The sequence below is a fragment of the Rhodococcus sp. (in: high G+C Gram-positive bacteria) genome, from assembly GCF_049299235.1.
In the GTDB taxonomy this organism is placed as follows: Bacteria; Actinomycetota; Actinomycetes; order Mycobacteriales; family Mycobacteriaceae; genus Rhodococcus.
In genome coordinates this window covers 1-21,531 of the sequence record NZ_JBAQXC010000222.1, presented here as the reverse complement: position 1 = coordinate 21,531, position 21,531 = coordinate 1, and the positions used below count along the sequence as shown (strand labels likewise).

Annotated in this window: 24 protein-coding genes; 16 read left to right on the top strand and 8 right to left on the bottom strand. The window is 66.6% G+C overall.

Annotation, left to right across the window (positions count from 1 at the left end):
• Positions 1-166: 166 nt before the first annotated feature.
• The 4 genes from WAX14_RS12870 (at position 167) to WAX14_RS12855 (ending at position 4,044) form a co-directional block, all read left to right on the top strand.
• Entirely contained in the window at positions 167-400 is a 234-nt protein-coding gene (locus tag WAX14_RS12870) for a hypothetical protein (protein WP_422628448.1), read from the top strand.
• Positions 400-909, top strand: a complete 510-nt coding sequence (locus WAX14_RS12865) for a dienelactone hydrolase family protein (protein WP_422628447.1) — start codon at positions 400-402, stop codon at positions 907-909. Before WAX14_RS12870 ends, WAX14_RS12865 begins: the two co-directional genes overlap by 1 nt.
• A gap of 112 nt (positions 910-1,021) precedes the next feature.
• Entirely contained in the window at positions 1,022-2,986 is a 1,965-nt protein-coding gene (locus WAX14_RS12860) for a 2-oxoacid:acceptor oxidoreductase subunit alpha (protein WP_422628446.1), read from the top strand.
• Positions 2,983-4,044 (top strand): 2-oxoacid:ferredoxin oxidoreductase subunit beta, encoded by a 1,062-nt coding sequence (locus WAX14_RS12855; RefSeq protein ID WP_422628445.1) that lies wholly within the window; start codon positions 2,983-2,985, stop codon positions 4,042-4,044. Before WAX14_RS12860 ends, WAX14_RS12855 begins: the two co-directional genes overlap by 4 nt.
• A gap of 51 nt (positions 4,045-4,095) precedes the next feature.
• Here WAX14_RS12855 and WAX14_RS12850 read toward each other — a convergent pair whose 3' ends face one another.
• Together WAX14_RS12850 and WAX14_RS12845 are read right to left on the bottom strand one after the other, a co-directional pair.
• Positions 4,096-5,490 carry an amidohydrolase family protein gene (locus tag WAX14_RS12850; protein ID WP_422628444.1) on the bottom strand — a complete coding sequence of 465 codons (1,395 nt, stop codon included), beginning with the start codon at positions 5,488-5,490 and terminating at the stop codon, positions 4,096-4,098.
• Positions 5,487-6,701 carry a CoA transferase gene (locus WAX14_RS12845; protein WP_422628443.1) on the bottom strand — a complete coding sequence of 405 codons (1,215 nt, stop codon included), beginning with the start codon at positions 6,699-6,701 and terminating at the stop codon, positions 5,487-5,489. Before WAX14_RS12845 ends, WAX14_RS12850 begins: the two co-directional genes overlap by 4 nt.
• 86 nt (positions 6,702-6,787) lie before the next feature.
• Between WAX14_RS12845 and WAX14_RS12840 the strand changes: the two genes are divergently transcribed.
• Positions 6,788-7,870 carry an enoyl-CoA hydratase/isomerase family protein gene (locus WAX14_RS12840; protein WP_422628442.1) on the top strand — a complete coding sequence of 361 codons (1,083 nt, stop codon included), beginning with the start codon at positions 6,788-6,790 and terminating at the stop codon, positions 7,868-7,870.
• Between the two features lie 31 nt (positions 7,871-7,901).
• Here WAX14_RS12840 and WAX14_RS12835 read toward each other — a convergent pair whose 3' ends face one another.
• Complete coding sequence (locus tag WAX14_RS12835) at positions 7,902-8,921, bottom strand: MaoC family dehydratase (protein WP_422628451.1); 1,020 nt, start codon at positions 8,919-8,921, stop codon at positions 7,902-7,904.
• A gap of 75 nt (positions 8,922-8,996) precedes the next feature.
• On the opposite strand from WAX14_RS12835, the gene WAX14_RS12830 reads away from it, so the two are divergent.
• Both WAX14_RS12830 and WAX14_RS12825 read left to right on the top strand, forming a co-directional pair.
• On the top strand, positions 8,997-10,187 hold the full coding sequence (locus WAX14_RS12830; RefSeq protein WP_422628441.1) for an acyl-CoA dehydrogenase family protein: 1,191 nt from the start codon (positions 8,997-8,999) through the stop codon (positions 10,185-10,187).
• A 165-nt stretch (positions 10,188-10,352) separates the two neighbouring features.
• On the top strand, positions 10,353-10,805 hold the full coding sequence (locus tag WAX14_RS12825) for a MaoC family dehydratase (protein ID WP_422628440.1): 453 nt from the start codon (positions 10,353-10,355) through the stop codon (positions 10,803-10,805).
• 110 nt (positions 10,806-10,915) lie between these two features.
• On the opposite strand, the gene WAX14_RS12820 is transcribed toward WAX14_RS12825, so the two are convergent.
• A complete protein-coding gene (locus tag WAX14_RS12820; protein ID WP_422628439.1) occupies positions 10,916-11,218 on the bottom strand; it encodes a hypothetical protein in 303 nt (100 codons plus the stop codon).
• A 166-nt stretch (positions 11,219-11,384) separates the two neighbouring features.
• On the opposite strand from WAX14_RS12820, the gene WAX14_RS12815 reads away from it, so the two are divergent.
• Positions 11,385-11,546, top strand: a complete 162-nt coding sequence (locus tag WAX14_RS12815; RefSeq protein WP_422628438.1) for a hypothetical protein — start codon at positions 11,385-11,387, stop codon at positions 11,544-11,546.
• Entirely contained in the window at positions 11,543-11,839 is a 297-nt protein-coding gene (locus WAX14_RS12810) for a hypothetical protein (RefSeq protein WP_422628437.1), read from the top strand. Before WAX14_RS12815 ends, WAX14_RS12810 begins: the two co-directional genes overlap by 4 nt.
• Before the next feature lie 9 nt (positions 11,840-11,848).
• Here WAX14_RS12810 and WAX14_RS12805 read toward each other — a convergent pair whose 3' ends face one another.
• Complete coding sequence (locus tag WAX14_RS12805) at positions 11,849-12,424, bottom strand: dihydrofolate reductase family protein (protein ID WP_422628450.1); 576 nt, start codon at positions 12,422-12,424, stop codon at positions 11,849-11,851.
• Positions 12,425-12,495: 71 nt separating this feature from the next.
• Between WAX14_RS12805 and WAX14_RS12800 the strand changes: the two genes are divergently transcribed.
• Both WAX14_RS12800 and WAX14_RS12795 read left to right on the top strand, forming a co-directional pair.
• Positions 12,496-13,122 (top strand): TetR/AcrR family transcriptional regulator, encoded by a 627-nt coding sequence (locus tag WAX14_RS12800; protein WP_422628436.1) that lies wholly within the window; start codon positions 12,496-12,498, stop codon positions 13,120-13,122.
• A 9-nt stretch (positions 13,123-13,131) separates the two neighbouring features.
• Positions 13,132-14,007 carry an alpha/beta fold hydrolase gene (locus WAX14_RS12795; RefSeq protein WP_422628435.1) on the top strand — a complete coding sequence of 292 codons (876 nt, stop codon included), beginning with the start codon at positions 13,132-13,134 and terminating at the stop codon, positions 14,005-14,007.
• Between the two features lie 2 nt (positions 14,008-14,009).
• Here WAX14_RS12795 and WAX14_RS12790 read toward each other — a convergent pair whose 3' ends face one another.
• Complete coding sequence (locus WAX14_RS12790) at positions 14,010-14,393, bottom strand: DUF5313 family protein (RefSeq protein ID WP_422628434.1); 384 nt, start codon at positions 14,391-14,393, stop codon at positions 14,010-14,012.
• A gap of 205 nt (positions 14,394-14,598) precedes the next feature.
• Between WAX14_RS12790 and WAX14_RS12785 the strand changes: the two genes are divergently transcribed.
• From WAX14_RS12785 to WAX14_RS12775, 3 genes are all read left to right on the top strand, one after another.
• Entirely contained in the window at positions 14,599-15,825 is a 1,227-nt protein-coding gene (locus WAX14_RS12785; protein WP_422628433.1) for an acyl-CoA dehydrogenase family protein, read from the top strand.
• A gap of 93 nt (positions 15,826-15,918) precedes the next feature.
• Positions 15,919-16,896 carry an alpha/beta hydrolase gene (locus WAX14_RS12780; RefSeq protein WP_422628432.1) on the top strand — a complete coding sequence of 326 codons (978 nt, stop codon included), beginning with the start codon at positions 15,919-15,921 and terminating at the stop codon, positions 16,894-16,896.
• 123 nt (positions 16,897-17,019) lie between these two features.
• Positions 17,020-17,670 (top strand): TetR/AcrR family transcriptional regulator, encoded by a 651-nt coding sequence (locus WAX14_RS12775; protein ID WP_422628431.1) that lies wholly within the window; start codon positions 17,020-17,022, stop codon positions 17,668-17,670.
• Here WAX14_RS12775 and WAX14_RS12770 read toward each other — a convergent pair.
• Positions 17,660-18,733 carry a methyltransferase gene (locus tag WAX14_RS12770; protein ID WP_422628430.1) on the bottom strand — a complete coding sequence of 358 codons (1,074 nt, stop codon included), beginning with the start codon at positions 18,731-18,733 and terminating at the stop codon, positions 17,660-17,662. The two genes, WAX14_RS12775 and WAX14_RS12770, sit on opposite strands and share 11 nt — an antisense overlap.
• A 155-nt stretch (positions 18,734-18,888) precedes the next feature.
• Between WAX14_RS12770 and WAX14_RS12765 the strand changes: the two genes are divergently transcribed.
• Positions 18,889-19,290 carry a VOC family protein gene (locus tag WAX14_RS12765; protein WP_422628449.1) on the top strand — a complete coding sequence of 134 codons (402 nt, stop codon included), beginning with the start codon at positions 18,889-18,891 and terminating at the stop codon, positions 19,288-19,290.
• 34 nt (positions 19,291-19,324) lie between these two features.
• Here the strand turns inward: WAX14_RS12765 and WAX14_RS12760 are convergent, their stop codons facing one another.
• Entirely contained in the window at positions 19,325-20,248 is a 924-nt protein-coding gene (locus WAX14_RS12760) for a LysR substrate-binding domain-containing protein (RefSeq protein ID WP_422628429.1), read from the bottom strand.
• A 118-nt stretch (positions 20,249-20,366) separates the two neighbouring features.
• Here WAX14_RS12760 and WAX14_RS12755 point away from each other — a divergent pair, with 118 nt between their 5' ends.
• Positions 20,367-21,482 carry an NAD(P)/FAD-dependent oxidoreductase gene (locus WAX14_RS12755; RefSeq protein ID WP_422628428.1) on the top strand — a complete coding sequence of 372 codons (1,116 nt, stop codon included), beginning with the start codon at positions 20,367-20,369 and terminating at the stop codon, positions 21,480-21,482.
• Positions 21,483-21,531: the final 49 nt, after the last annotated feature.

Here is a 21,531-nt window from a genome sequence, read left to right as displayed (position 1 = left end):
GTGCGGGCGGCCGCGGCCGGGATCGGCGCGACCCTAGCCCGCCGCGCGCACCTGTCCGAACCGTCCGCGTGAACACCCCGTTCACGTCTGCCGCGCCGAATCTTCCGTCCCGGGAGTACACCGACATCGGTTACAGCGGACCTGCGGGTGCCGTACGTTCGAGTGCATGAACGACATCGAGGCCGAACGGATCACGGTCGGCGGATTGTCTGCGTTCTTCGCACGCCCGCTCGGACGTAGCCGCGCCGGGATGCTGCTGCTGCCCATGATCACCGGGATCGGTAGCCAAGTCCGCGAGTACGCGGAGGATATTGCAGGGGCTGGGCTGACCGCGCTCGTGTGGGACCCGTTCCACGGTGCCAGTGACGACGACACCCCCGCGAACGGCTCGTCGAACTGATGAACGCCCTCGACGACGAGACGTCCGTCGCCGAGATGCGCGCGTTGCTCGACCACATGTTCGGCGAGTTGGAACTCGACTCGGTCGGCGTGATCGGCTGGTGCCTCGGCGGCCGCTACGCCCTGATCCTCGGTAGCCGCGACGACCGGCTGGCCGGCGTGGTCGCCTATCACCCGTCGATCCACGAACAGGCACCGCCGAACCACACCGTCGATGCCGTCGAGGGTGCCGCGCGGATCGCCGGACCGGTGATGCTGCTGCACGCGGGCGCCGACACGGTCATGTCGCCCGCGACGTTCGGCAGGTTGCAGTCCGCGCTGCAGAACCGGGAGTCGGGCGCGACCGTCGTGCACAACTATCCGGGTGCCGAACACGGCTTCAGTGCCCGCGCCCGGCACGCCGATCCGGTCAACGCCGCAGCGTATGCGGTGTCGTGGCCGCAGGTACTCGCGTTCATGACCGCGACCGCTGCGGCTACCGGACAGGGCCGGTTGCGCCCGCCGGGCTGAGGACGACGATGGGTAATACGGGTGGGGACCGTCACTCAGGAAGCGAGATTCGCCCATGGGTTCGGATATGGACAGTTCGGATATGTACAGCTCGGATATGTACAGCTCGGACATGTACAGGGGTGTGAACGGTTCGGTAGTGGGCGGGGCGTCGGTTGCCGGGGGGCATCACAGCGATGCGACGGTCGTCGATCAGGTGGTCATCCGGATCGCCGGCGATTCCGGCGACGGTATGCAACTCGCCGGCGACCGCTTCACCGCCGAGGCCGCTGCGTTCGGAAACGACCTGGCCACCCAGCCGAACTTCCCCGCGGAGATCCGGGCGCCGCACGGCACGATGCCCGGTGTTTCGAGTTTCCAGATCCACATCGCCGACCACGACATCCTCACCGCAGGTGACCGGCCGGACGTGCTCGTCGCGATGAACCCGGCGGCGCTCCGATCGAACATCGCGGACCTGCCGCCCGGTGGGATTCTCATCGTCGACACCGACGAGTTCACCAGACGCACTCTCGCGAAGGTCGGCTACGACGCAGATCCTCTCGGCACCCCGGAATTCGATCAATATCGGGTGCATGCGATCCCGATGACATCCCTGACCGTCGGCGCCGTCGCACCGGCAGGTTTGGGACGGAAGGATTCACAGCGGTCGCGGAACATGTTCGCGCTGGGTGTGTTGTCCTGGATGTACGGGCGGCCGATCGGTGCGGCCGAACAATTCCTCGAGCGGAAGTTCGCGGTCCGGCCCGACGTCGCGCAGGCGAACATCCTGGCCTTGCGGGCCGGGTGGAACTACGGGGAGACTACCGAATCGTTCGCCCCACGCTACGAGATCGCGGCTGCGGTGCTGCCGTCCGGCACCTACCGGCAGATCACCGGGAACACCGCACTGGCATACGGGTTGGTCGCGGCCGGACAGTCAGCCGGCATGGACGTCTTCCTCGGCACCTATCCGATCACCCCGGCCTCGGACATCCTGCACGAACTGAGCACGGTGAAGCAGTTCGGTGTGATCACGTTCCAAGCGGAGGACGAAATCGCCGGGATCGGCGCCGCCATCGGTGCGTCCTATGGTGGCGCACTGGGTGTCACCAGCACGTCCGGTCCCGGTATCGCCCTGCAATCCGAGGCGATCGGGCTCGCGGTGATGACGGAACTGCCGCTGATCGTCGTCGATGTCCAGCGCGGTGGACCGTCCACGGGGTTGCCCACGAAAACCGAACAGGCCGATCTGCTGCAGGCGCTGTTCGGCCGCAACGGTGAATCCCCGGTGGCGGTCGTGGCGCCGCAATCCCCGGCCGACTGCTTCGACGCGGCGTTGGAGGCCGCGCGGATCGCCGTCACCTACCGCACTCCGGTGATGCTGCTGTCCGACGGTGCGATCGCCAACGGTTCCGAACCGTGGCGGATACCCGACGTGGCGGCACTGCCCGTCATCGAACCGGGCTTCGCGGTCGCGTCCGACGGGGCGGGGCCGCACCTGCCGTATGCGCGGGACACCGGTACCTTGGCGCGGGACTGGGCGATTCCGGGGACGGCCGGTCTCGAACATCGCATCGGCGGACTCGAGAAGGCCAACGGCACCGGCGACATCTCGTACCATCACACCAACCACGAACTCATGACGCGGGTGCGAGCTGCCCGGATCGCCGGTATCGACGTACCCGATCTCGTCGTGGACGACCCGACCGGTGACGCGACGATCCTCGTCCTCGGCTGGGGGTCGTCGTACGGTCCGATCGGGGAGGCGGTGCGCCGGATGCGTCGCGGCGGGCACGCGATCGCCCGCGCGCATGTGCGGCACCTGAACCCGATGCCCGCGAATCTCGGTGACGTCCTTGCCCGGTACCGGCGGGTGCTGGTGCCGGAGATGAACCTCGGGCAGTTGTCGATGCTGCTGCGCGCGCGTTTCGATGCCGATATCCAGCCGGTGACGAAGGTGTCCGGCATGGCATTTCGAGCCGACGAACTCCACGGGGCGCTGCTCGCGGAGGTCGCGGGAACCCTCGCCGCCACGGAGGACGCGAAGACCCCGGCGGCGGTGGCCGCGGTCGTCACGAAGGAGACGCGGGCATGACCGATGGGATTCACGCCGGTACCGGTCGCGGGCCGGCAGCGCACACGCACGTGCCGCTCACCGACGCACCGCAGAAGGCCAAGGACTACACATCCGCGCAGGAGGTGCGCTGGTGCCCCGGATGCGGTGACTACGCCGTCCTCGCGACCGTCCGGTCGGTGTTGCCACAGTTGGGTATCAAGCGAGAAAATGTCGTGTTCGTCTCGGGAATCGGCTGCTCGTCCCGCTTCCCGTACTACCTCGAAACGTATGGAGTGCATTCCATCCACGGGCGTGCACCGACCATCGCGACGGGTCTGGCGGTGAGCCGGCCGGATCTGTCGGTGTGGGTGGTCACCGGCGACGGCGACAGTCTGTCGATCGGCGGAAATCATCTCATCCACGCGCTCCGCCGGAATGTGAATCTGCGAATTCTGATGTTCGACAACCGGATCTACGGTCTGACAAAGGGTCAGTACTCACCGACGTCGGAGTCGGGAAAGGTCACCAAGTCCACGCCGGCGGGGTCGGTCGACACTCCCTTCGATCCGTTGTCGCTTGCGGTGGGCGCGGAGGCCGCGTTCGTCGGTCGCGCTCTCGACTCCGATCGGGCAGGGCTGACCGAGGTGCTGCTCGCGGCCGCCGGGCACCGGGGTGCCGCGTTCGTCCAGATTCTTCAGGACTGTCCGATCTTCAACGACGGTTCGTTCGATGCGCTGCGTAAGGACGGCGCGGAGGACCGCCTCATTCACGTCACGCACGGGCACCCCATCGTTTTCGGTGCAGACGGTCAATGGTGTGTGGTGCGTCGAGGGTTCGGGTTGCGCGTGGCGCCGACCGCCGAGACCGAGGCCGACGACATCGTCGTTCACGACGCACACACCGACGACCCCGAGTACGCCTACGCGTTGACACGGTTGTCGACGCATGATCTGACCTACACCGTCACCGGGGTTCTGCGCGCCGTCGCACGCGGCACCTACGACGACGGAGTACGCGCGCAGATCGAGGCGGCGCGGTGCGAGAAGCCGGCCGACCTCCAGGATTTGCTCAACGGTCCCAACACGTGGTCCGCCTGACCCCGTGTGCCTTTGTGGCTGCTGCAGCAGCCACAAAGGCACACGGGCGCGTCAGCGCACGGTGCCGCGAATGATGGTGGCGCGCACGCGCTCTGCGTGGGGTGATGCCAGTACCTCGCGCAGGGGACGATCGAGGAGGACGAGGTCGGCGGCGGTGCCGACACGCACCGTGCGCGCCGGACCGCCGGGGTCGTCGAGCGGTGCAAGATACCGGTCGAGTGCCTCGTTCGGGTCGATACGTTCTGCGGGGCCGACGATCTCGCTGTTCGGGCAACGGCGGTCGATGGCGGCAGCCATCACCGCCCACGGGTCGAGCGGACCGTACGGCGCGTCACTCGACAACGCCAGCGGGACGTGCCCGCCCAGCAAGCTCCGGCACCGGTACAGGTCCGGCAGGTCACGCGGGTCGACGTCGCGCAGATAGTCGTCGCCGCGATGTGCCAGGAAACCCGGTTGGGTGACGACGGTCAGATTGAGCCGCCGAAGTTGCGGGATCGTCTCGTCGGGGATCAGGGCACCGTGTTCGATCCGGTCGCCGGGGACAGTACCGGCCTCGTCGAGTGCGACGAGCAGGATCAACAGTGCCTCGCGGGTGACGCAGTGCGCGGCGATCGCCCGACCCGAGGTGTGCGCTCTCCGGATCGTCCCGACAAGATCGTCCAGATCGGGCAGGCCGGAATCCGCGAGGACGATCTTGTAGGGTCCCGAAGTCACAGTGCTTGCAGGCATTGAAAATTCGTATCCGAGGGGAACCCCGAGCAGGTGGATTCGTTGCGGTACGAGGCCACGGGCGTGGGCGTCGACCAGTGCCTCCAGTGAACTCGCGGGCAGGTCCGGGGTGGCGTCGGTGACGCCCGTGATACCGACACGGGTCAGGTCGGCGCCGACCGCATCCAGAGCAGGCGGATCCGTCGTGGGTAATCGTCCGCGCAGCCAGTCGTCGGCGCGCCACACCCGGCCCGTCGGGTGTCCCCGATCGTCGCGCTCCACCCCCGGATGGTCGGCGTCGTCGAGCCGCACCAGCGTTGCGGCCACGGTGTTCAGCACCCACATCGCTCCGCTCCGGTGCTGGATTCGCACCGGTCGTGCCGCGTGGATGCGATCCAGCGCCGCCGAGTCGAGTAGGCCGGCTACCGACTCGATGTAGCCGACGCCTCGGATCCATCCGTCGCCCGGCGCTGCCGTAAGCGCATTCGCGAGATCGCTGCGCGAGCGCACCCGAGGTGGACCACACTGCACCGATAACTTCTGCGCGGCAAGGGCATACAGGTGTAGATGATGATCGTGCAAGCCGGGGATCAGTGCACCGCCGCGACCGTCGAGCACTTCGGAATCGCCGGGTGGGGCGAGACCCCGGCCGATCGCGACGATCGCCCCGGCTCCGATCAGCACATCGATGCCCGTTCGCCCGTCGACTTCGACGTCCCGTATCACGAGTGGGTTCACCGACGGATCCCCAGACCGGACAGCACCGCATCGGTATCTCGACCGGATTCCGGTGCGGTAGCGAATGGTGCCCGCGCGGCGGGTTCGGCGATCGGGACGGTGTCGGATGCGGTGTCCACCCACCAGCGGTCGCCGATTCGATATGCCGGTGGCACAGTAATATCCGAATCGGGAAGCGTGCCGGCGACCACCGCGAACATCGAGACGTCCCACAGTCGGCCGCCGGACTCGGACATCGCGAGCGCCGCGGCGGTCAGTCCAGTGAGCGGATCGGCGATCGCGTCACCGACGAACACCGGCGTGCCCCGGTCGTGCGCGACGAGCCCGGCAGATGCGGCGACATCGTCACCGAAACCGACTCGGTCGCAGTGCCGTCCGTGCGCCGTGATCGACACCCACGTTCCACCCGCTCCGGTGACGGCATCCGCGTCGAGCCCGAACCCGGCGAGAGCACGCGGCCTCGACGCTTCGATCACGATGTCCGCCGACGCGACCAGATCGTGCAGGGCGGCACGCTCGCCCGGCACGTTCGGATCGAGCACCACCGACTCGTGCCCCCCGTGCAACAGTCGATAGAACTCGTGGTTGCCTCGGCGCGCACCGTCGGGCCGCCAGGGTGTCTCCACCTTCACCACCCGCGCGCCGGCGAGTCCGAGCAGATGGGCGCACAGTGGACCCGCCCACAATGCACTGAAGTCGACGACGAGCAATCCCTCGACCGAACGTGGCGCCGACGGTATCGGCGGCATCGCCGCGGGCGCGACGATCGGCCCCGCCGCGACCCCGAGCAATTCGGCACGTTCGGCCATTTCGGTGCCGGTGTGCTCACGCAACCAACGGCCGACGATCGGCCACGGATCGCCGTCGATCTCGGCGGACACCAACGCGCCGAGGAGCAGTGGGTCGTCGGATCGGGCGCACGACACCGCAGCCCAACCGTCTGCGGTCGGCAGGACACGACACGATCCGCCTGCGGAGACGTTTCCGGACCGGTGATGCCCGGTGAACGCGGCGCGTTCGGACAGCAATCGGGCACCGTCGAGGCGCACCACCCCGGACGTCGCGGACGCGACGAACGCGGACAACTCGCGTGCCCGGGTCGCGGCGCGGCCGGGCGGGATCAGCGGGGGTCCGTCGAGAAATCCGGTCAGAGCGGCGATTCCGCTCTCGGCCCAGTCTGCGACGGGATCGATGTTCGGACCGGTCGACACGTCGCCGATGCTACATTGCCCCTGGATGGGGCTGCTGAACCGCCGCCCGGCGGTGACTTCCTCGAGGTGGAACCGATGGTGAACGAATGAACGCAGGTGCTACGGCGGAGAATGTCGCGGTACCGGCGATCGGGGTGGCGGATCTCGCTGCCGGCGCCGCCCACACGCCGCTGCTCGCCGACGGCGCCGTCGTCGACGTACCGGTGCTGATCGTCGACCTGGCCGATGCCCCCCACGATGCGCTGCCGGCCGCCGTCGATCGCGCCCGCGAGTGTGATCGGCTGCTCGTCGGGCGCTACGCGGGACCGGACATCGAGGGTGCACCGGGACTGGGGATGCTCCTCGATGCCCTCGACCTCACCTACGTCGCGGGACCGGACCCGCGCGAGCGGACGGTGGTGGGTACCGAGAACCTGGACGAGACGATCAGGACGTTCACCAGCGCCGTCACCACGAATCCGTATGCCGCGCTGACCGCGGGCCAGGTGCTGCGGGCCGCCGAGACACTGCCCGTACCCGCGGCGATCGATATCGAATCGTTCGGCTATTCGGCGCTGCAGGGTGGACCGGAATTCCGTCGCTGGCTCGACGAACGCGGGCCGCGCCCACTACCACCCGCCGCCCCACAGGAACCGGTCCTGATCACCCGCGACGGCGACACGCTGCACCTCACCTTGAACCGGCCCGAACGCCGCAACGCGTACGGCACCCAACTGCGGGACGCGCTCGTCGAGGCGCTGGGCATTGCCGTGCTCGACGACAGCATCGGCCGGGTCGTTCTCGAGGGGGCGGGTCCGTCCTTCTGCGCCGGCGGTGACCTCGACGAATTCGGTCGCACCCCGGATACCGCCGTCGCACATCTGATCCGCACCCGGGGTGGGGCCGGGCGTCTCGTCGCGCGGCTACGGGACCGGATCGAGGTGCGGGTGCACGGGCACTGTGTGGGAGCCGGGATCGAGATTCCGGCGTTCGCCGGACGAGTGGTTGCCGCACCCGGCACGGTGTTCCGGTTGCCGGAGGTCGGGATGGGGCTGATTCCCGGTGCGGGCGGGACGGTGAGCGTTCCGCGGCGGATCGGTCGCTGGCGCGCATTGCACCTGTTCGTCACCGCCACCGCGCTCGACGCCGAGCGGGCATTGTCGTGGGGATTGATCGACGGGATCGACTGACTGCGGGAGCCGAACCGAACGGTGCGGGCGGTCACGCCATGAGGGCCGTGAACCGCCAGTCCAGCACCGGTGCAGGCTGGGCCCCGCTGTTCACATGTGCGGCCCCGCCGCGGTGTGCGAACACCAGTGAGCGCAACCTCAACACACCGCCGCCGCCGGGCAGCGCCGACGCGGACTCGACGTACAGGTCGCTGGTGAGCGTGTCGCCCTCGTGCACGGGCTCCGTGTGGTCGCACGACTGCCAGCCGAGCACCGTTACGAGGTTCGGCAGTGCGCGTGTGGCCTGCGACAGCGCGAGGCCGATCGTGTGCCCGCCGTACACGAGTCGTCCTGCGGCGCTCATCCGTTCGTCGTGGTGGGTCGCGGCGATGTTGACGGTCAGACGGGCCAGTTCCGGCGCGTTCGACACGACGTCACCGCTCGACCGGAACACCGCACCCGTGAGCGAAGGATCGAAATGTGTTCCGGGAACACGGTTGCGGTATTCGGTGAGGTTCCAGCCGGCCGGGGCGGCCCAGTCCGGTTCGTCCAGCGGCCCGATCGACGACACGTCGTCGCCGCGGATCGCGGTCGCGGGATCGGTCGCCGGATTCAGTGGCAGCATCGCACAACGGTAGAAGTCGAGGACGGTGCGACCTTGCTGGTCGACGGTGCACATCCGAAGCGCCACCAAGCCCGTCGCGGCGCGCCCAGGCGTGACGGAGTTGCTCTTCAGGCCGACGACCTCGGTCGTCGTGTGCAGGGTGTCGCCGATGTGCGGGAACCGGTGGAAGCGCAGGCCTCGATAGAACAAGTTGGCCTTGACATGGTGGGTGACGAGGGTGGACTGGCCGATCGCGAGATCGGTGACCAGACCCGCGTGCGCGATCGGCCCGGCCGCGACCGCGGTGGACAGGTGCGTGTCGAGGGCCAGGCGCAGCCGGTCGCCGACGATGGCCTGGTGGGCCGCGGCGAGACCCTCGGTGAGGGTGACTGCCGGAGCTGTGTCGAAGACCTGGCCGACGGTCAGGTCGTCGAAGTAGGGTCCACCGGAGCCGGGCGCGGCTCCCAGGTGGGTGTGTCGGTCGGAAGTCACGGGAACCTCGTGCAGTGTCGGGTCGGCAGTCGCAATACCCAATGTACGACCATGGCGGCGGCGCGCACGACCCATAGGATCACCGGCGTGAGCTACAACCTGAACGACGAAGAGTCCTTCCTGGTCACGACCGTCCGCGATTTCGTCGACCGCGAGGTCAAACCGTCCGTGCAGGAGGTCGAGCACGCCGACCGGTACCCCGAGAAGTGGATCGAGCAGATGAAGCAGATCGGGATCTACGGTGTGGCCGTCCCGGAGGAGTACGGCGGATCGCCCGTGTCGATGCCCTGCTACGTGCGGGTCACCGAGGAACTCGCCCGCGGCTGGATGTCGCTGGCCGGCGCGATGGGCGGGCACACCGTCGTCGCGAAACTGCTGACCTTGTTCGGCACCGAGGAGCAGAAGCGCGCGTATCTGCCGAAGCTCGCGACCGGTGAGATCCGCGCGACGATGGCGCTGACCGAACCCGGCGGCGGCTCCGACCTGCAGGCGATGACCACCACCGCTGAACGCGACGGCGACGACCTGGTGATCAACGGTGCGAAGACGTGGATCACCAACGCCCGCCGCTCGGGCCTGATCGCACTGTTGTGCAAGACCGACCCGTCGGCGACGCCGCGACACACCGGTATCTCGGTGGTGCTTGTCGAGCACGGGCCGGGGATGACCGTGTCGCGTGACCTGCCGAAACTCGGCTACAAGGGTGTCGAGAGCTGCGAAGTGAACTTCGACGGCTACCGGATCTCCGCCGACGCGATTCTCGGCGGCGAACCGGGGAGGGGTTTCGCGCACATGATGAAGGGGCTCGAGGTAGGTCGATTGCAGGTCGCATCACGTGCGTTGGGCGTCGCGGCAGCGGCACTCGAGGATTCCCTCGCATACGCGCAGCAGCGCGAGAGCTTCAGTGTGCCCATCTGGAAACATCAATCCATCGGTAATTACCTCGCGGACATGGCCACCAAGCTGACGGCAGCACGGCAACTGACCCGGTATGCGGCGGAAAGGTACGACTGCGGTGAACGCTGCGACATGGAAGCCGGTATGGCGAAGCTGTTCTGCTCGGAAGTTGCGATGGAAATCGCCTTGAACGCGGTACGTATTCACGGCGGTTACGGGTACTCCACCGAGTACGACGTCGAACGTTATTTCCGTGACGCCCCGCTGATGATCGTCGGCGAGGGTACCAACGAGATTCAGCGCAATGTCATCGCAAGCCAACTCGTGGCCCGCGGCGGTCTGTGACCGGACGGTGATGTCGGTGCGGGTGCACCAACTTTGTTCCGACATGGCGGGCATACCCACGGAACTGCCGGTAAGTTACTCTCTGCCAGAGTATTACACCTATTGCGTCACCCTCAGACGAGCTGGGCATCGACAATCCGGCCACGACCACAAGGAGTGCGGACCATGCGTGTTTTCCAGGGTATTTCCGGGATCGAAGCCGCAGTCGGCGAACACCTCGGCTACAGCCAGTGGCTCGAGGTCACGCAAGAGCGTGTGAACACGTTCGCCGACGCCACCGGTGACCATCAGTGGATCCACGTCGATCCCGAACGTGCCGCGTCGGGCCCGTACGGCACGACGATCGCCCACGGCTACCTCACGCTGTCGCTGCTGCCGGAACTCGGTTTGGAGATCTTCACCGTCGACGGCCTGACGATGCGCATCAACTACGGGTCCAACAAGGTGCGCTTTCCCGCGCCGGTGCCGGTGGGTTCGAAGGTCCGTGCCGGTGCCACGGTCACGTCCGTCGACCGTACCGCCAAGGGCGCCAACCTGATCGTGACCTACACCGTCGAGGTTCAGGGCGGTGACAAGCCGGCCCTCGTCGCCGAGACGATCACCGTCCTCGTGGAGTGATCCGACCCCCTCCCACTCCGGGTGATGGGAACCATTATTCGGTCTGACCGGGTGTGAACTGGTTCCCATCACCCGGGAGGGGCGGGTTCGGCGACCACGACGGTGCCGAATCAGAAGTCGGGGCCGGGAAACTCGCCGTTCACATCGTCGATGATGCGGTAGGACGGGCAGTCGTGATAGTTGCTGATCCGCACAGCGCGCGACGACAATCCATAGTCCGAGTAGTTGTCGGTAAACGTGCAGCCGAGTTGGATCCGGCCGTCGGACGTGGTCTCAGATACGGCGACGATGGTCCGCCCGTCGGTGCCTGCGGCGCGGCAGCCGGGGGCACCGACGGGCGAACTGCAGGACGCCAGCGTCAGTACTGTCGCGGTCAGGACCGTGGTCGCCGCGGCCAGGAAGGTGAATCGCATGGATCACCGTAGCGTGCCCTGGGCCGCAGGAATCGATCCGGAAGTCGTTGTGGGGCTTTGTGCGTGACGGGCAACCTGGCAGTTTCGGCTTTGGTGTCCACCGAACGTACGATTTCGGCGGCAGGCAGTTCCCTGACCCGGGTGGACGTCTCTATCGTCACCGGTTGTGAACAGCTTCCCGATACTGAACGACGTACTTGCCGCCTCCCCGGACTACGTTGCCGCCCGGGTTCGTACGTCGAGCGGGCCGGTCTGGGCGATCCCCGTCGCCGTCGTCGGTGGGCTCGCCTACCGCTACCGCGGCAAGATCAAGGACCTGTTCAAGTGACGGGGAGCGCGGCGCGGCGCTTCGTGGCGACATGTGGTGTGGTGATGATTGTCGGGGCGGCGGCCGGGTGCGGTTCCACGGGCGACACGACCACCTGCGCCGACTATCTGGCTGAGGACTCGTCCGATCAGCAGAGCACCCTGATGAGCATGCTGCGCGAGCACGACCTCGAAACGCTCGATCCGGGCAACCTGACCGGGGTCACCGGCAATGTCACCGCATTCTGTGCGGATTCGGCCAACGGCGGCGCGGCGGTCAACGACGCAGTGGACTGGGACAGCAGCACCTGGTGATGGGTGTGGTCAGGCACGATCGAGCCAGGTCATCTGTGCGCCCGAACTGAATTCGCGGCGCTGAGTGACCGTGAACCGTGCCGGCGCGAAGTTTCCGGACAGTGCAGGGAGACCGTCGCCGACGATCACCGGGTAGCTCTTCACGATCAGCTGATCGATCTCGTCGATGAGCTGACCGGCGAGCGAACTGCCTCCGCAGAGCCAGATATCAAGACCTTCTTCGAGTTTCAGCTTCCGGACCAGCTCGGCCGGGTCGGTGTCGACGATGTCGACCTGCGGGTTGTCGGCCGGGGCGAGGGTGCGGGAGAAGACGTATTGCTTCAGATGGTGGTACGGGCTGGTCACGCCCGCTTCCAGCGCCGGATCATAGGTGCCTCGACCCATTATCGCTGTGTCCCACAGTCGATTCGGCGTTTCGACGGGCATTCCGACATGTTCGCGAATGTGCGTCGGCACGGACTCCGGGTAGTTCTCGTTTATCCACGTGGTCATGTCGTCGCACAGCGGATAGAAGTCGACCTCCCCTCGAGGGCCTGCGATGTAGCCGTCGAGTGAGACCGCGACGTAGTAGACGAGCTTTCGCACGAGGACCACCCCATTCATAGTACTATGTGTGAAGTGGTTTGAACGTAGTACTACGGTTGGAGTGGTGTCAAGTGGTTCGTGCGAATCCGGAGCGCAGGCAGGCCCTGCTGGATGCATCGATCGAGGTGCTCGCCCGAGACGGAGCGCGGGGGTTGACGTTCCGTGCCGTGGACAAGGAAGCGGGTGTGCCCGCGGGGACGGCGTCGAACTACTTCGTCAACCGCGACGACCTGCTCGTCCAGGTGGGACACCGCTACTACGAACGGCTGATCCCCGGGGAGGACGTCGTGGCGCAGTCGCGGCAGAAACAGACCCGTGAATCGATGACCGAATTGATGACCGACGTGGTTGAGCGGGTCACCGGCTTCCGCACCGGGTATCTGGCCATCCTCGAACTTCGGCTCGAGGCGACCCGGCGGCCCGAGCTACAGGACTTGCTGACCGAACGGGTGCGAGCCGATCTCGACTTCAACGTCGCCAACTACCGGGAAACCGGGCTGCCCGGTGGTGACGACACCGTCGCGCTGCTGTATCTCGCCTTGAACTGGCTGATCCTCGACCGCCTCACCCTTCCTGGGATCTTCGACGAGTCGCGCGCTGCCGATCTGGTGCGGATCGCCGTCGACCGGGTGATTCCCGACGACGCACAGGCCCAGGAGGTCAACCCGCCTGTTGGTAGATGTCCGACGTCGCCTTAAGTTCGAGTAATGAGCACGGATAACAATTCTGTTCCGCGGTGGTTCAGCGACGCGATCGCCACACCCGTCGAGACCGGAAAGTGCACCGTGTCCGGTGCGACGATCTCCTATCGGGCATGGGGAGAGGCCGGGCTGCCCGGCGTCGTCCTCGTCCACGGCGGCATGGCGCATTCGGGCTGGTGGGACCACATCGGTCCGCAACTCGCCCAGGGCAGGCGAGTCGTCGCGCTCGATCTGAGCGGGCACGGCGACAGCGACCACCGCGATCACTATGCGCTCGACGTGTGGGCGGACGAAGTGCTCGCCGTCGCGGCAGCCGGCGCGATCGCCGGACCGCCGGTACTGATCGGCCACAGCATGGGCGGCATCGTCTCGTTCGCCGCATCGCACCTGCGCGGGGAACAACTCGCCGGTGTGGTCGTTCTCGATTCGCCGATCCGCGATCTCACTCCCGAAGAACTCGAGATGCGGATCAAGGCGACCGCCACGGCGGGTCCGCCGAAGGTGTACCCGACGATCGATGCCGCGGTCGCGCGGTTCCGCCTCGTGCCGCCGCAGGACGATGCCGAACCGTTCGTTCTCGAACACATCGCGCGTGGATCCCTGAAGCCGGTCGAAGGCGGGTATTCCTGGAAGTTCGACGCCCTGCGGATGGGCCGCGAGTTCCGCGAAAGCCTCACGGCGATGAGTCCCCGCTGTCCCGTCGCGTACTTCCGCTGTGAGCACGGAATCGTCGCCGACCGGCTGTATGCGCAGTTGCGGGAACAGTTCGGACCCGATGCGCTGATGGTCGCGCTGCCCGCGGCCGGGCATCATCCGATGATCGACCAGCCGCTGGCCGTCGTCGCGGCGGTGCGGACGGTGCTCGCCGGGTGGCATCGCTAGCTCTACATCGGGGCGAGGGTGTTGCGCCACCGCTCGTAGGCGGCCTGCTCGGCTGCGCGGCGCTGCACGACCCGGTCGTTTTCGAGGTCGCCCGGCAGGCCGTTCTTCTCGAGGCGTCGCGAGCGGTTGTGGGCCATGTACGAGATCGAGAAGAACAGCGACAGCATCAGGCCGAGGCCCGCCGTGCTCAGTCGGAGCCAGATGGGGCCGGGCAGCAGCAGGAACGCCGCGTAGACCGGCAGGAACGGGATCTGGCTGCGGATCATGTGACGGCTGACGGCATGGTCGCCGACCAGGTCGTTGCGGACCCACTCGCGCATCGAGGCGGGCAGTGGGCGACCGAATGTGTAGGCGATCCACTGGATGGGGCTTGGTCGAGTGCGCATGTGCTGTCTCGCTTCCTCGTTGACATCCGATTCCGTACAGATAGAGAGTACACATATAAATCGCACACTAACTAATATTTGCGACCTAAGTCTCGTCCGGATCCGACCGCGTTTCGTATCGAGCGGGTGGTAGCGGGGCCGTGGATTCGACGGGGAGTGGGACGACTCCTGTACTGCGAACAGGAACCTGTTCTATATTGCGAATATGTACGAGTGGTCCGACACCGATCTCATGTTCCGCGACGCGCTGCGCAGCTTCATCGAGAAAGAAATCCGCCCCCATGTCGACAAGCTCGAGAGTGGTGAGCTGCCGCCCTTCGACATCATCCGCAAGATGTTCGCGGCGTTCGGCATCGACGAAATGGCCGAGGAATCGCTGACGAAGGCGCTCGCCCGCGAGGAAGCGGGGGAGAGTGCACCCGCCAAGTCCGGCGCGATGGGCGGTTCGCCCGGCATGGCAGCGTTGCTCAACATCGAGATCGCCGGCGTGAGCCTCGGTCTCGTCGCGTCGATGGGAGTGAGCCTCGGCCTGACCGCGGGCACCATCCGCGGTCGCGGCACGCTCGCCCAGAAGAAGCGCTGGCTTCCCGGACTTGTCACGATGGAGAAGGTCGGCGCCTGGGCGATCACCGAGCCGGACTCCGGCTCCGACGCATTCGGCGGCATGAAGTCCACCGTGCGCCGCGACGGTGACGACTACATTCTCAACGGCCAGAAGACCTTCATCACCAACGGTCCGTACGCCGATGTCATCATCGTCTACGCGAAGCTCGACGAGGGCGACGCGAGCGTCGACCGCCGCGACCGCAAGGTGCTCGCGTTTGTGCTCGACAAGGGTATGGAGGGCCTGACCCAGAGCCCGCCGTTCAAGAAGATGGGCATGAACTCCTCGCCCACCGGCGAACTGTTCTTCGACAACGTCCGCATCACCCGCGACCGTCTCCTCGGTGAAACCGAAGAGGGCGGCAAGAGTGACGGCAAGAGCAGCGCCAAGGAATCGTTCGCGGCCGAACGCATCGGCATCGCCTATCTGTCGCTCGGCATCATCGAGCAGTGCCTGAAGCTGTGCACCGCGTACGCCAAGTCCCGCAAGTTGTGGGGGCAGGAGATCGCGCAGTTCCAGCTCATCCAGCTCAAGCTCGCCGAGATGGAAATCGCGCGCATCAACGTGCAGAACATGGTGTTCAGCGCTATCGAACGCGCAGGCTCCGGGAAGCCCGTGAGTCTGTCCGAGGCGTCGGCGATGAAGTTGTACTCCTCGCGTGCCGCGACCGAAGTGGCGATGGAAGCGGTGCAGTTGTTCGGCGGCAACGGCTACATGGCCGAGTACCGCGTCGAACAGCTCGCGCGCGACGCCAAGTCGTTGATGATCTACGCGGGCAGCAACGAGATTCAGGTGACGCACATCGCGAAGGGCCTGCTCGCCGGCTGATTCCACGTCCGGTCTCGGTCGACACTGTCGCCCGGGACCGGACCGGGTTCAAAATCTGCACCGGGACTGCTGAATCGAATAGTGTCATCGAGCATGAGTGAGATTATGTCGTTGTCTGCGGCGATCGACCCCGATCTCGCCGCTGCCGCCGCCCAGTACCCCGACTTCCGCCTCGACGACGTGGACGAGGCCCGCCGCACCTTCGACGCGATGCTGTCGACGCTCGAGCCCGTCGATACGTCGGGTATCGCCATCGAAGAGTGGCTGGTACCCGGCGCACCCGGTGGCCCCGAGATCCCGATTCGCCTGTTCGTCCCCGACACCTGCCCGGACGGCAACTTCGGGTCGCGCGCCGTCGTGCTCGAAATCCACGGCGGTGGTTTCGTACTCGGATCCGCCGAGCAGAGCGACGCAGTGAATGCGGTGATCGCCCGGAGCACCGGGGCCGTCGTCGTCTCCGTCGACTACCGGCTCGCCCCGGAACATCCCTACCCGGCCGCGGTCGACGACTGCTACGCCGCACTGAGCTGGATCGCATCCAGCGCCGCGCACCTCGACATCGACCCGGACCGGATCGTCGTGGTCGGTGACTCCTCGGGCGGAAGCCTGGCCGCCAGCATCGCACTGCGTGCACGCGACGCCGGAGGTCCACCGATCGCGCTGCAGGTCCTGCTGGAGCCGGAACTCGACGACCGGCTCGAGACCGCCTCGATGCGCGGCGGCGTTGTCGGCTACGTGTGGGACAGCACCCAGGCGGCGCTGAGTTGGCGACACTACCTCGGTGAGCAACAGCCGACGGGCGAATCGGTACCGGCCCGGCAGTTGGACCTGGCGGGGCTGCCGCCGACCTACATCACCGTCAACGAACACGATCCGCTGCGCGACGAAGGGCTCGAATACGCCCAGCGGCTGCAACACGCAGGCGTTCCTGTCGAACTACACCTCTGGCCCGGGGCATTCCACGGTTTCGCTCTGGTTCGCGGCGCGGCGGCGACCCGTCGCGCAAACACCTCCCTGTGTGATTCGATCATTCGCGCCACCGCGAAGAGCGCGGTGCCGACGAACGACTAGACACGACAACTGGGGGTTTCGGTGGGGGCTGTCAATGGAAGTACACCCGCGGTGCGAGTAGTTCCGCCTCGCGATGTCGCCGTACCGGGCGATGATGCTGCCGTACCGGGCGACGATGCTGCTGTGCCGGGCGATGATGCCGGAGTACAGGGTTCCGCGCGCCCCGGTACGGACGGCCGGGCGGCGCGGGCGGATCGGACCCGTCGTGCGGTTGTCGAAGCGCACCTCGGACTGATCCGAGCCGGTGAACTCAAGCCGACCGGCGCTCAGATCGCCTCCCGTGCGGGGGTGTCGGTGCGGTCGTTGTGGGGGAATTTCAACGACCTCGAGTCTCTGTTCGCCGCGTCGGGTGCGGAACTTGCCCGCAAACAGCAGGCCATGATCGCGACGATCGACCCGGAGTTGGATCTGCGGGAGCGGGTCGACGCGTACTGCAGGCAACACGCCAGGGTCCTCGAATTCGTTGCTCCGTTCGCGCGGTCGTCGGAGATCCGGGCACCGTACTCACGGGAACTGCAACGCAACCGTTCGCGGTACCTGCGTGAGACGACCACCGAAATCGAAGCGGTGTTCGGCCGTGAGCTCACCGGGCTCGACGCCGACTCCCGGCGCGAGCTGGTACAGGCATTGGGAATAGCCACCACGTGGCCGACCTGGGTGTCGTTGCGTGACGTGTTGAAATTGCCGGTCCCGGAGGCGACTTCGGTGATGATCAGGATGGTGGGCGCGCTGCTGGCGTCGGCGTCGGATGCGTGCGGCGTCGTCAGCCCGTAGTGAGCAGGTAGAAGCGCCAGAATCCGAAGTTCTCGATCGGCAGGACCGAGACGTCGGTGAACCCGGCCGACGCTGCGTAGCGCCGCAGCGTCGACTGGCGCATCACCGCTCCGGTCCCGGCGGAGTCCGGGTGACTCATCCCGTCGGGGAGGCAGCACGTCAGGCTGAATCCGTACATGAGCCGGTCGACTTCGTTTCCGGGAGCGGTGAATTCATTCGCGACTGCTTCGTCCATGACGATCATCACGCCGTCGTCGACCAGTGCCTTCCGTGCGGCACCGAGCACGTCGACCGGGTGGGGCATGTCGTGGATGCACTCGAACGCGAACACTGCCGAGAATCGACGTTCCGGCAGTGCGACCGCATCGGCGACGGTGATCGTGACGCGATCCGAAACATCAGGGGAATCAGCAATATTGGATTCGGCGAGGGTGCCGGATGCGGGATCGATGTCGTAGCCGAACACCTGCGCTCGTGGATATGCGCGCGCCAAGGCGATGGTCGACCATGCGCCACCGCAACCGATATCGGCGATGTCGATACCCGGTTTCCGGAGCGAGTCGTGGAGGCTGGGCACCGACGCCAGCGCCGCGGGCAGGGCGGTCTCGAACCATGGCCGGTTCATGGCCGCCTGCGATTCTCGTGCGTCCGCGCCGAGTTCGGCCCAGTTCACGCCACCGCCGGTGCGGTACGCGGTGAGCAGCGCGGGCAGATGGACGGTGAGTCCGGCGAGCATCCGTGCGAGCGGGCCGACATAGTTGAGGCTGTGCTCGTCGGTGAGGACCTCGGCCGCCGCGTCCGGGAGCGTGTATCGCCGTGGGTCGTCGTCGCTCGCGACGAGCAGTCCCGTTACTGCCTGTTGCTCGAGCCATTCCCGGGCGTATCGCGGAGCGGTGCCCGTGCGGGCGGCCAGTTCGTCGGGGGTGGCCGGTCCGTCTGCGGCGAGGCTTCGGTACCAGCCGAGTCGGTCGCCGAGATACATCGCGATCAGATCGATTGTTCCGAGTGATGCGTCGACGATGCGTTGTGCGAGGAAATCGACCGGGTTGAGGGTGTCGGTCATCGGGTTCGCCTCCGCGGATCGGGGTGTTCGGGGCCTTCTCATCGTGCGCGCCGAACGTTCGTGGAACAACCCGCGGTGGCCGGGAACATTTGACGTACGGTGTACGTTAAATGGCGGTATCCAGCATGTGGTATCCGACAAAGAGGAGAGTTCTCGTGCAGATCACCGGCAGCGCCTTGTCCCTCAACGTTGCGGACGTCGAGGCATCGGCAGACTTCGCGACCAATCATCTCGGCTTCACCCGCGCGATGGCCGCAGACGGGTTCGTGTCCCTCACCCGCGAGGATGTCGGATTCAACCTGATCTTCCTGCGCACCGGACTCGGCACCTTCAAGCCGGCCAGCCACGACGGGGCCGCCGGGCAGGGCACGCTCGTGGCATTCGTCGTCGACGACATCGACGCCGAATACGACCGGCTCAGGGACGAAGGTGTCTCGATCGTCACGCCGATCGAGACCGAACCGTGGGGCGAGCGCTATTTCCAGATGCTCGATCCCAACGGAATCGTCATCCAACTCGTGCAGTGGCTCGACGGTGCCGGCGACGTGGGAGTGTGAACCCACCTGCGTGTTACCGAGTCGCCGGTGTCGATCAAGGTCGTTCGAAGGCCACGTCGTCATCGGCGATGAGCACGTCGACAGCGTCACCGACAAGTGTGCGGAAGGCGACCGCCGCATGGCTCGGGGCGAGGTCGGCGCGATGCGCGAAAACAATGGTGCGGTGCAGTTCGGGTGATGTCAACCGGGTTGCCCGCAGCCCCGGATAGTGCAGGGCTGCCATCGCGGGCGCAACCGTCACACCGATGCCCCGCGCCACGAAACGCAGGACCGCGCCGAGTTCGGCACCTTCGAGAACAATGCGAGGTTCCAGGCTCGCGGCTGCCAGCGCTTGATCGAGGACGACGCGCAGGTCGTAACCGTCGTGGCACAGCACCAAGGGAAGTGCGGCGAGTTCCATGAGAGTGAGCGTGCGGTGCACTGCCGGTGCCGGATGATCGGTGGACGAGACGACGACGAGTTCCTCACGCAGGATCGGAGTCAGATCCAGTCCCGGAGTGTGGTCGGTCTGTTCGGCGATGACCAGTGCCACGTCGAGCTCACCACGCGCGAGTCGCGTGGTGAGGGTGCGTGAACCGGCCTCGGCGACCAGCAGATCCACTCCGGGATACGCGGTGCGATACCGGTCGAGAACCTCGGCGACCAGGGTCGTACACAAACTCGGTGTGGCGCCGAGCCGCAGCCGGCCGCGGGTCAGGCCGGTCAACTCGTCGATTCGGCGATACGCGGTCGCGCGGTCGGCGATCATCCGGGCGGCGACGGGCAGCAGCGCCTCGCCCGCTGCGGACAATTCGACCGCGCCGGGCGTGCGGTCGAACAAGCGAACTCCGACAGCCTTCTCCAGTGCCGCGATCTGGCGGCTGAACGACGGCTGTGCAATACCGACTTCGTTCGCGGCGCGGGTGAAATGCCCCACCCGGGCGAGGGCAACGAAGCAGTTCAGCTGGTCCAAGGTCACCGCTATAGCCTAAATGCATCGCCTCCATGATCCGAATGCATTGGAACTATTGGGCAATCGTGCTCTAGCGTCGCCGGGCAGGGGTTCTTCGATCACCTTCTCGGAAGGGGCGAGATTCATGACACATGTGGTGGTGGCAGGCGCCGGATATGCGGGAGTTGTCGCAGCGAAACGGCTGCTGACGAAGAATCCGAGTCTGCAGGTGACGGTGGTGAATCCGCGCACCGAGTTCGTCGAACGCATCAGGCTCCATCAAGTCGCGGCGGGAACCCACTCGGGCACGGTTCCGTTGACGAGTGCACTGCATCGGCGAGCACGGCTCGTGGTCGACACCGTCGCGACGATCGACGCGCCGCACAACACGGTCCGTCTCGCCGGTGGCGACGCGCTCGCATACGACCACCTGATCTACGCGGTCGGCAGCGCCTCCCGGATCGACGATCTTCCAGGCGCGCGGGAACACGCTTGTGCCGTCGGTGAATACGACTCCGCACGGGCGTCGGCGACGCGATTGACCGCATTGCCGGCAGGTGCGCCGGTCGTCGTCGTCGGTGGCGGGCCGACGGCCATCGAGACCGCCGCGGAACTGGCCGAGCAGCTACCCGCACTGTCGATCGTTTTGGTTTCGGGAAGCACTGTCGCGGAGGACCTTCCGGACAAGGCGCGAGGGCAGATCCGCCGGACCCTCGCCGCACTCGGTGTCACGATCGACGAAAACAGTCCGGTGGCCCGCGTGCGTGAACACAGCATCGAGTTGGCGGACGGTCGGCAGCGGTCGGCGGAATGCGTCATCATCGCAGTGGCATCCGCAGTTCCCGACCTGGCACGCTCGAGTGGGCTGCCCACCGATCCGGACGGGCGGTTACTGGTCGACGACACGCTGATCTGCCCGTCGTTCCCCAACATCGTCGGCGCGGGCGACGCCGCGGTCATCGACGGAATGCCGCTGCGAATGAGTTGTCAGGCGGCGATTCCGTTGGGTGCGCACGCGGCCGACACGGTCCTTCGAAGCCTCGGCGGCAAGACTCCCGCCCCCGTACGGCCCCGTTTCGTCGGACGGAACCTGAGCCTCGGCCGCCGGTCGGCACTCGTTCAGTTCACCGACGCCGAGGACAATCCCCGTACTGCCGTGCTCGGTGGGCGCTTCGGCGCATGGTGGAAGGAACGCGTGTGTGCCGCCAGCCTGGACTGGGGCGTCAACCCGCGCCGGCCGTTCCTGTATACCTGGTCGTAACCCCCGTGGGCCTTTTGGGCCCCGCCCGGGGCCCAAAGGCCCACGGGGG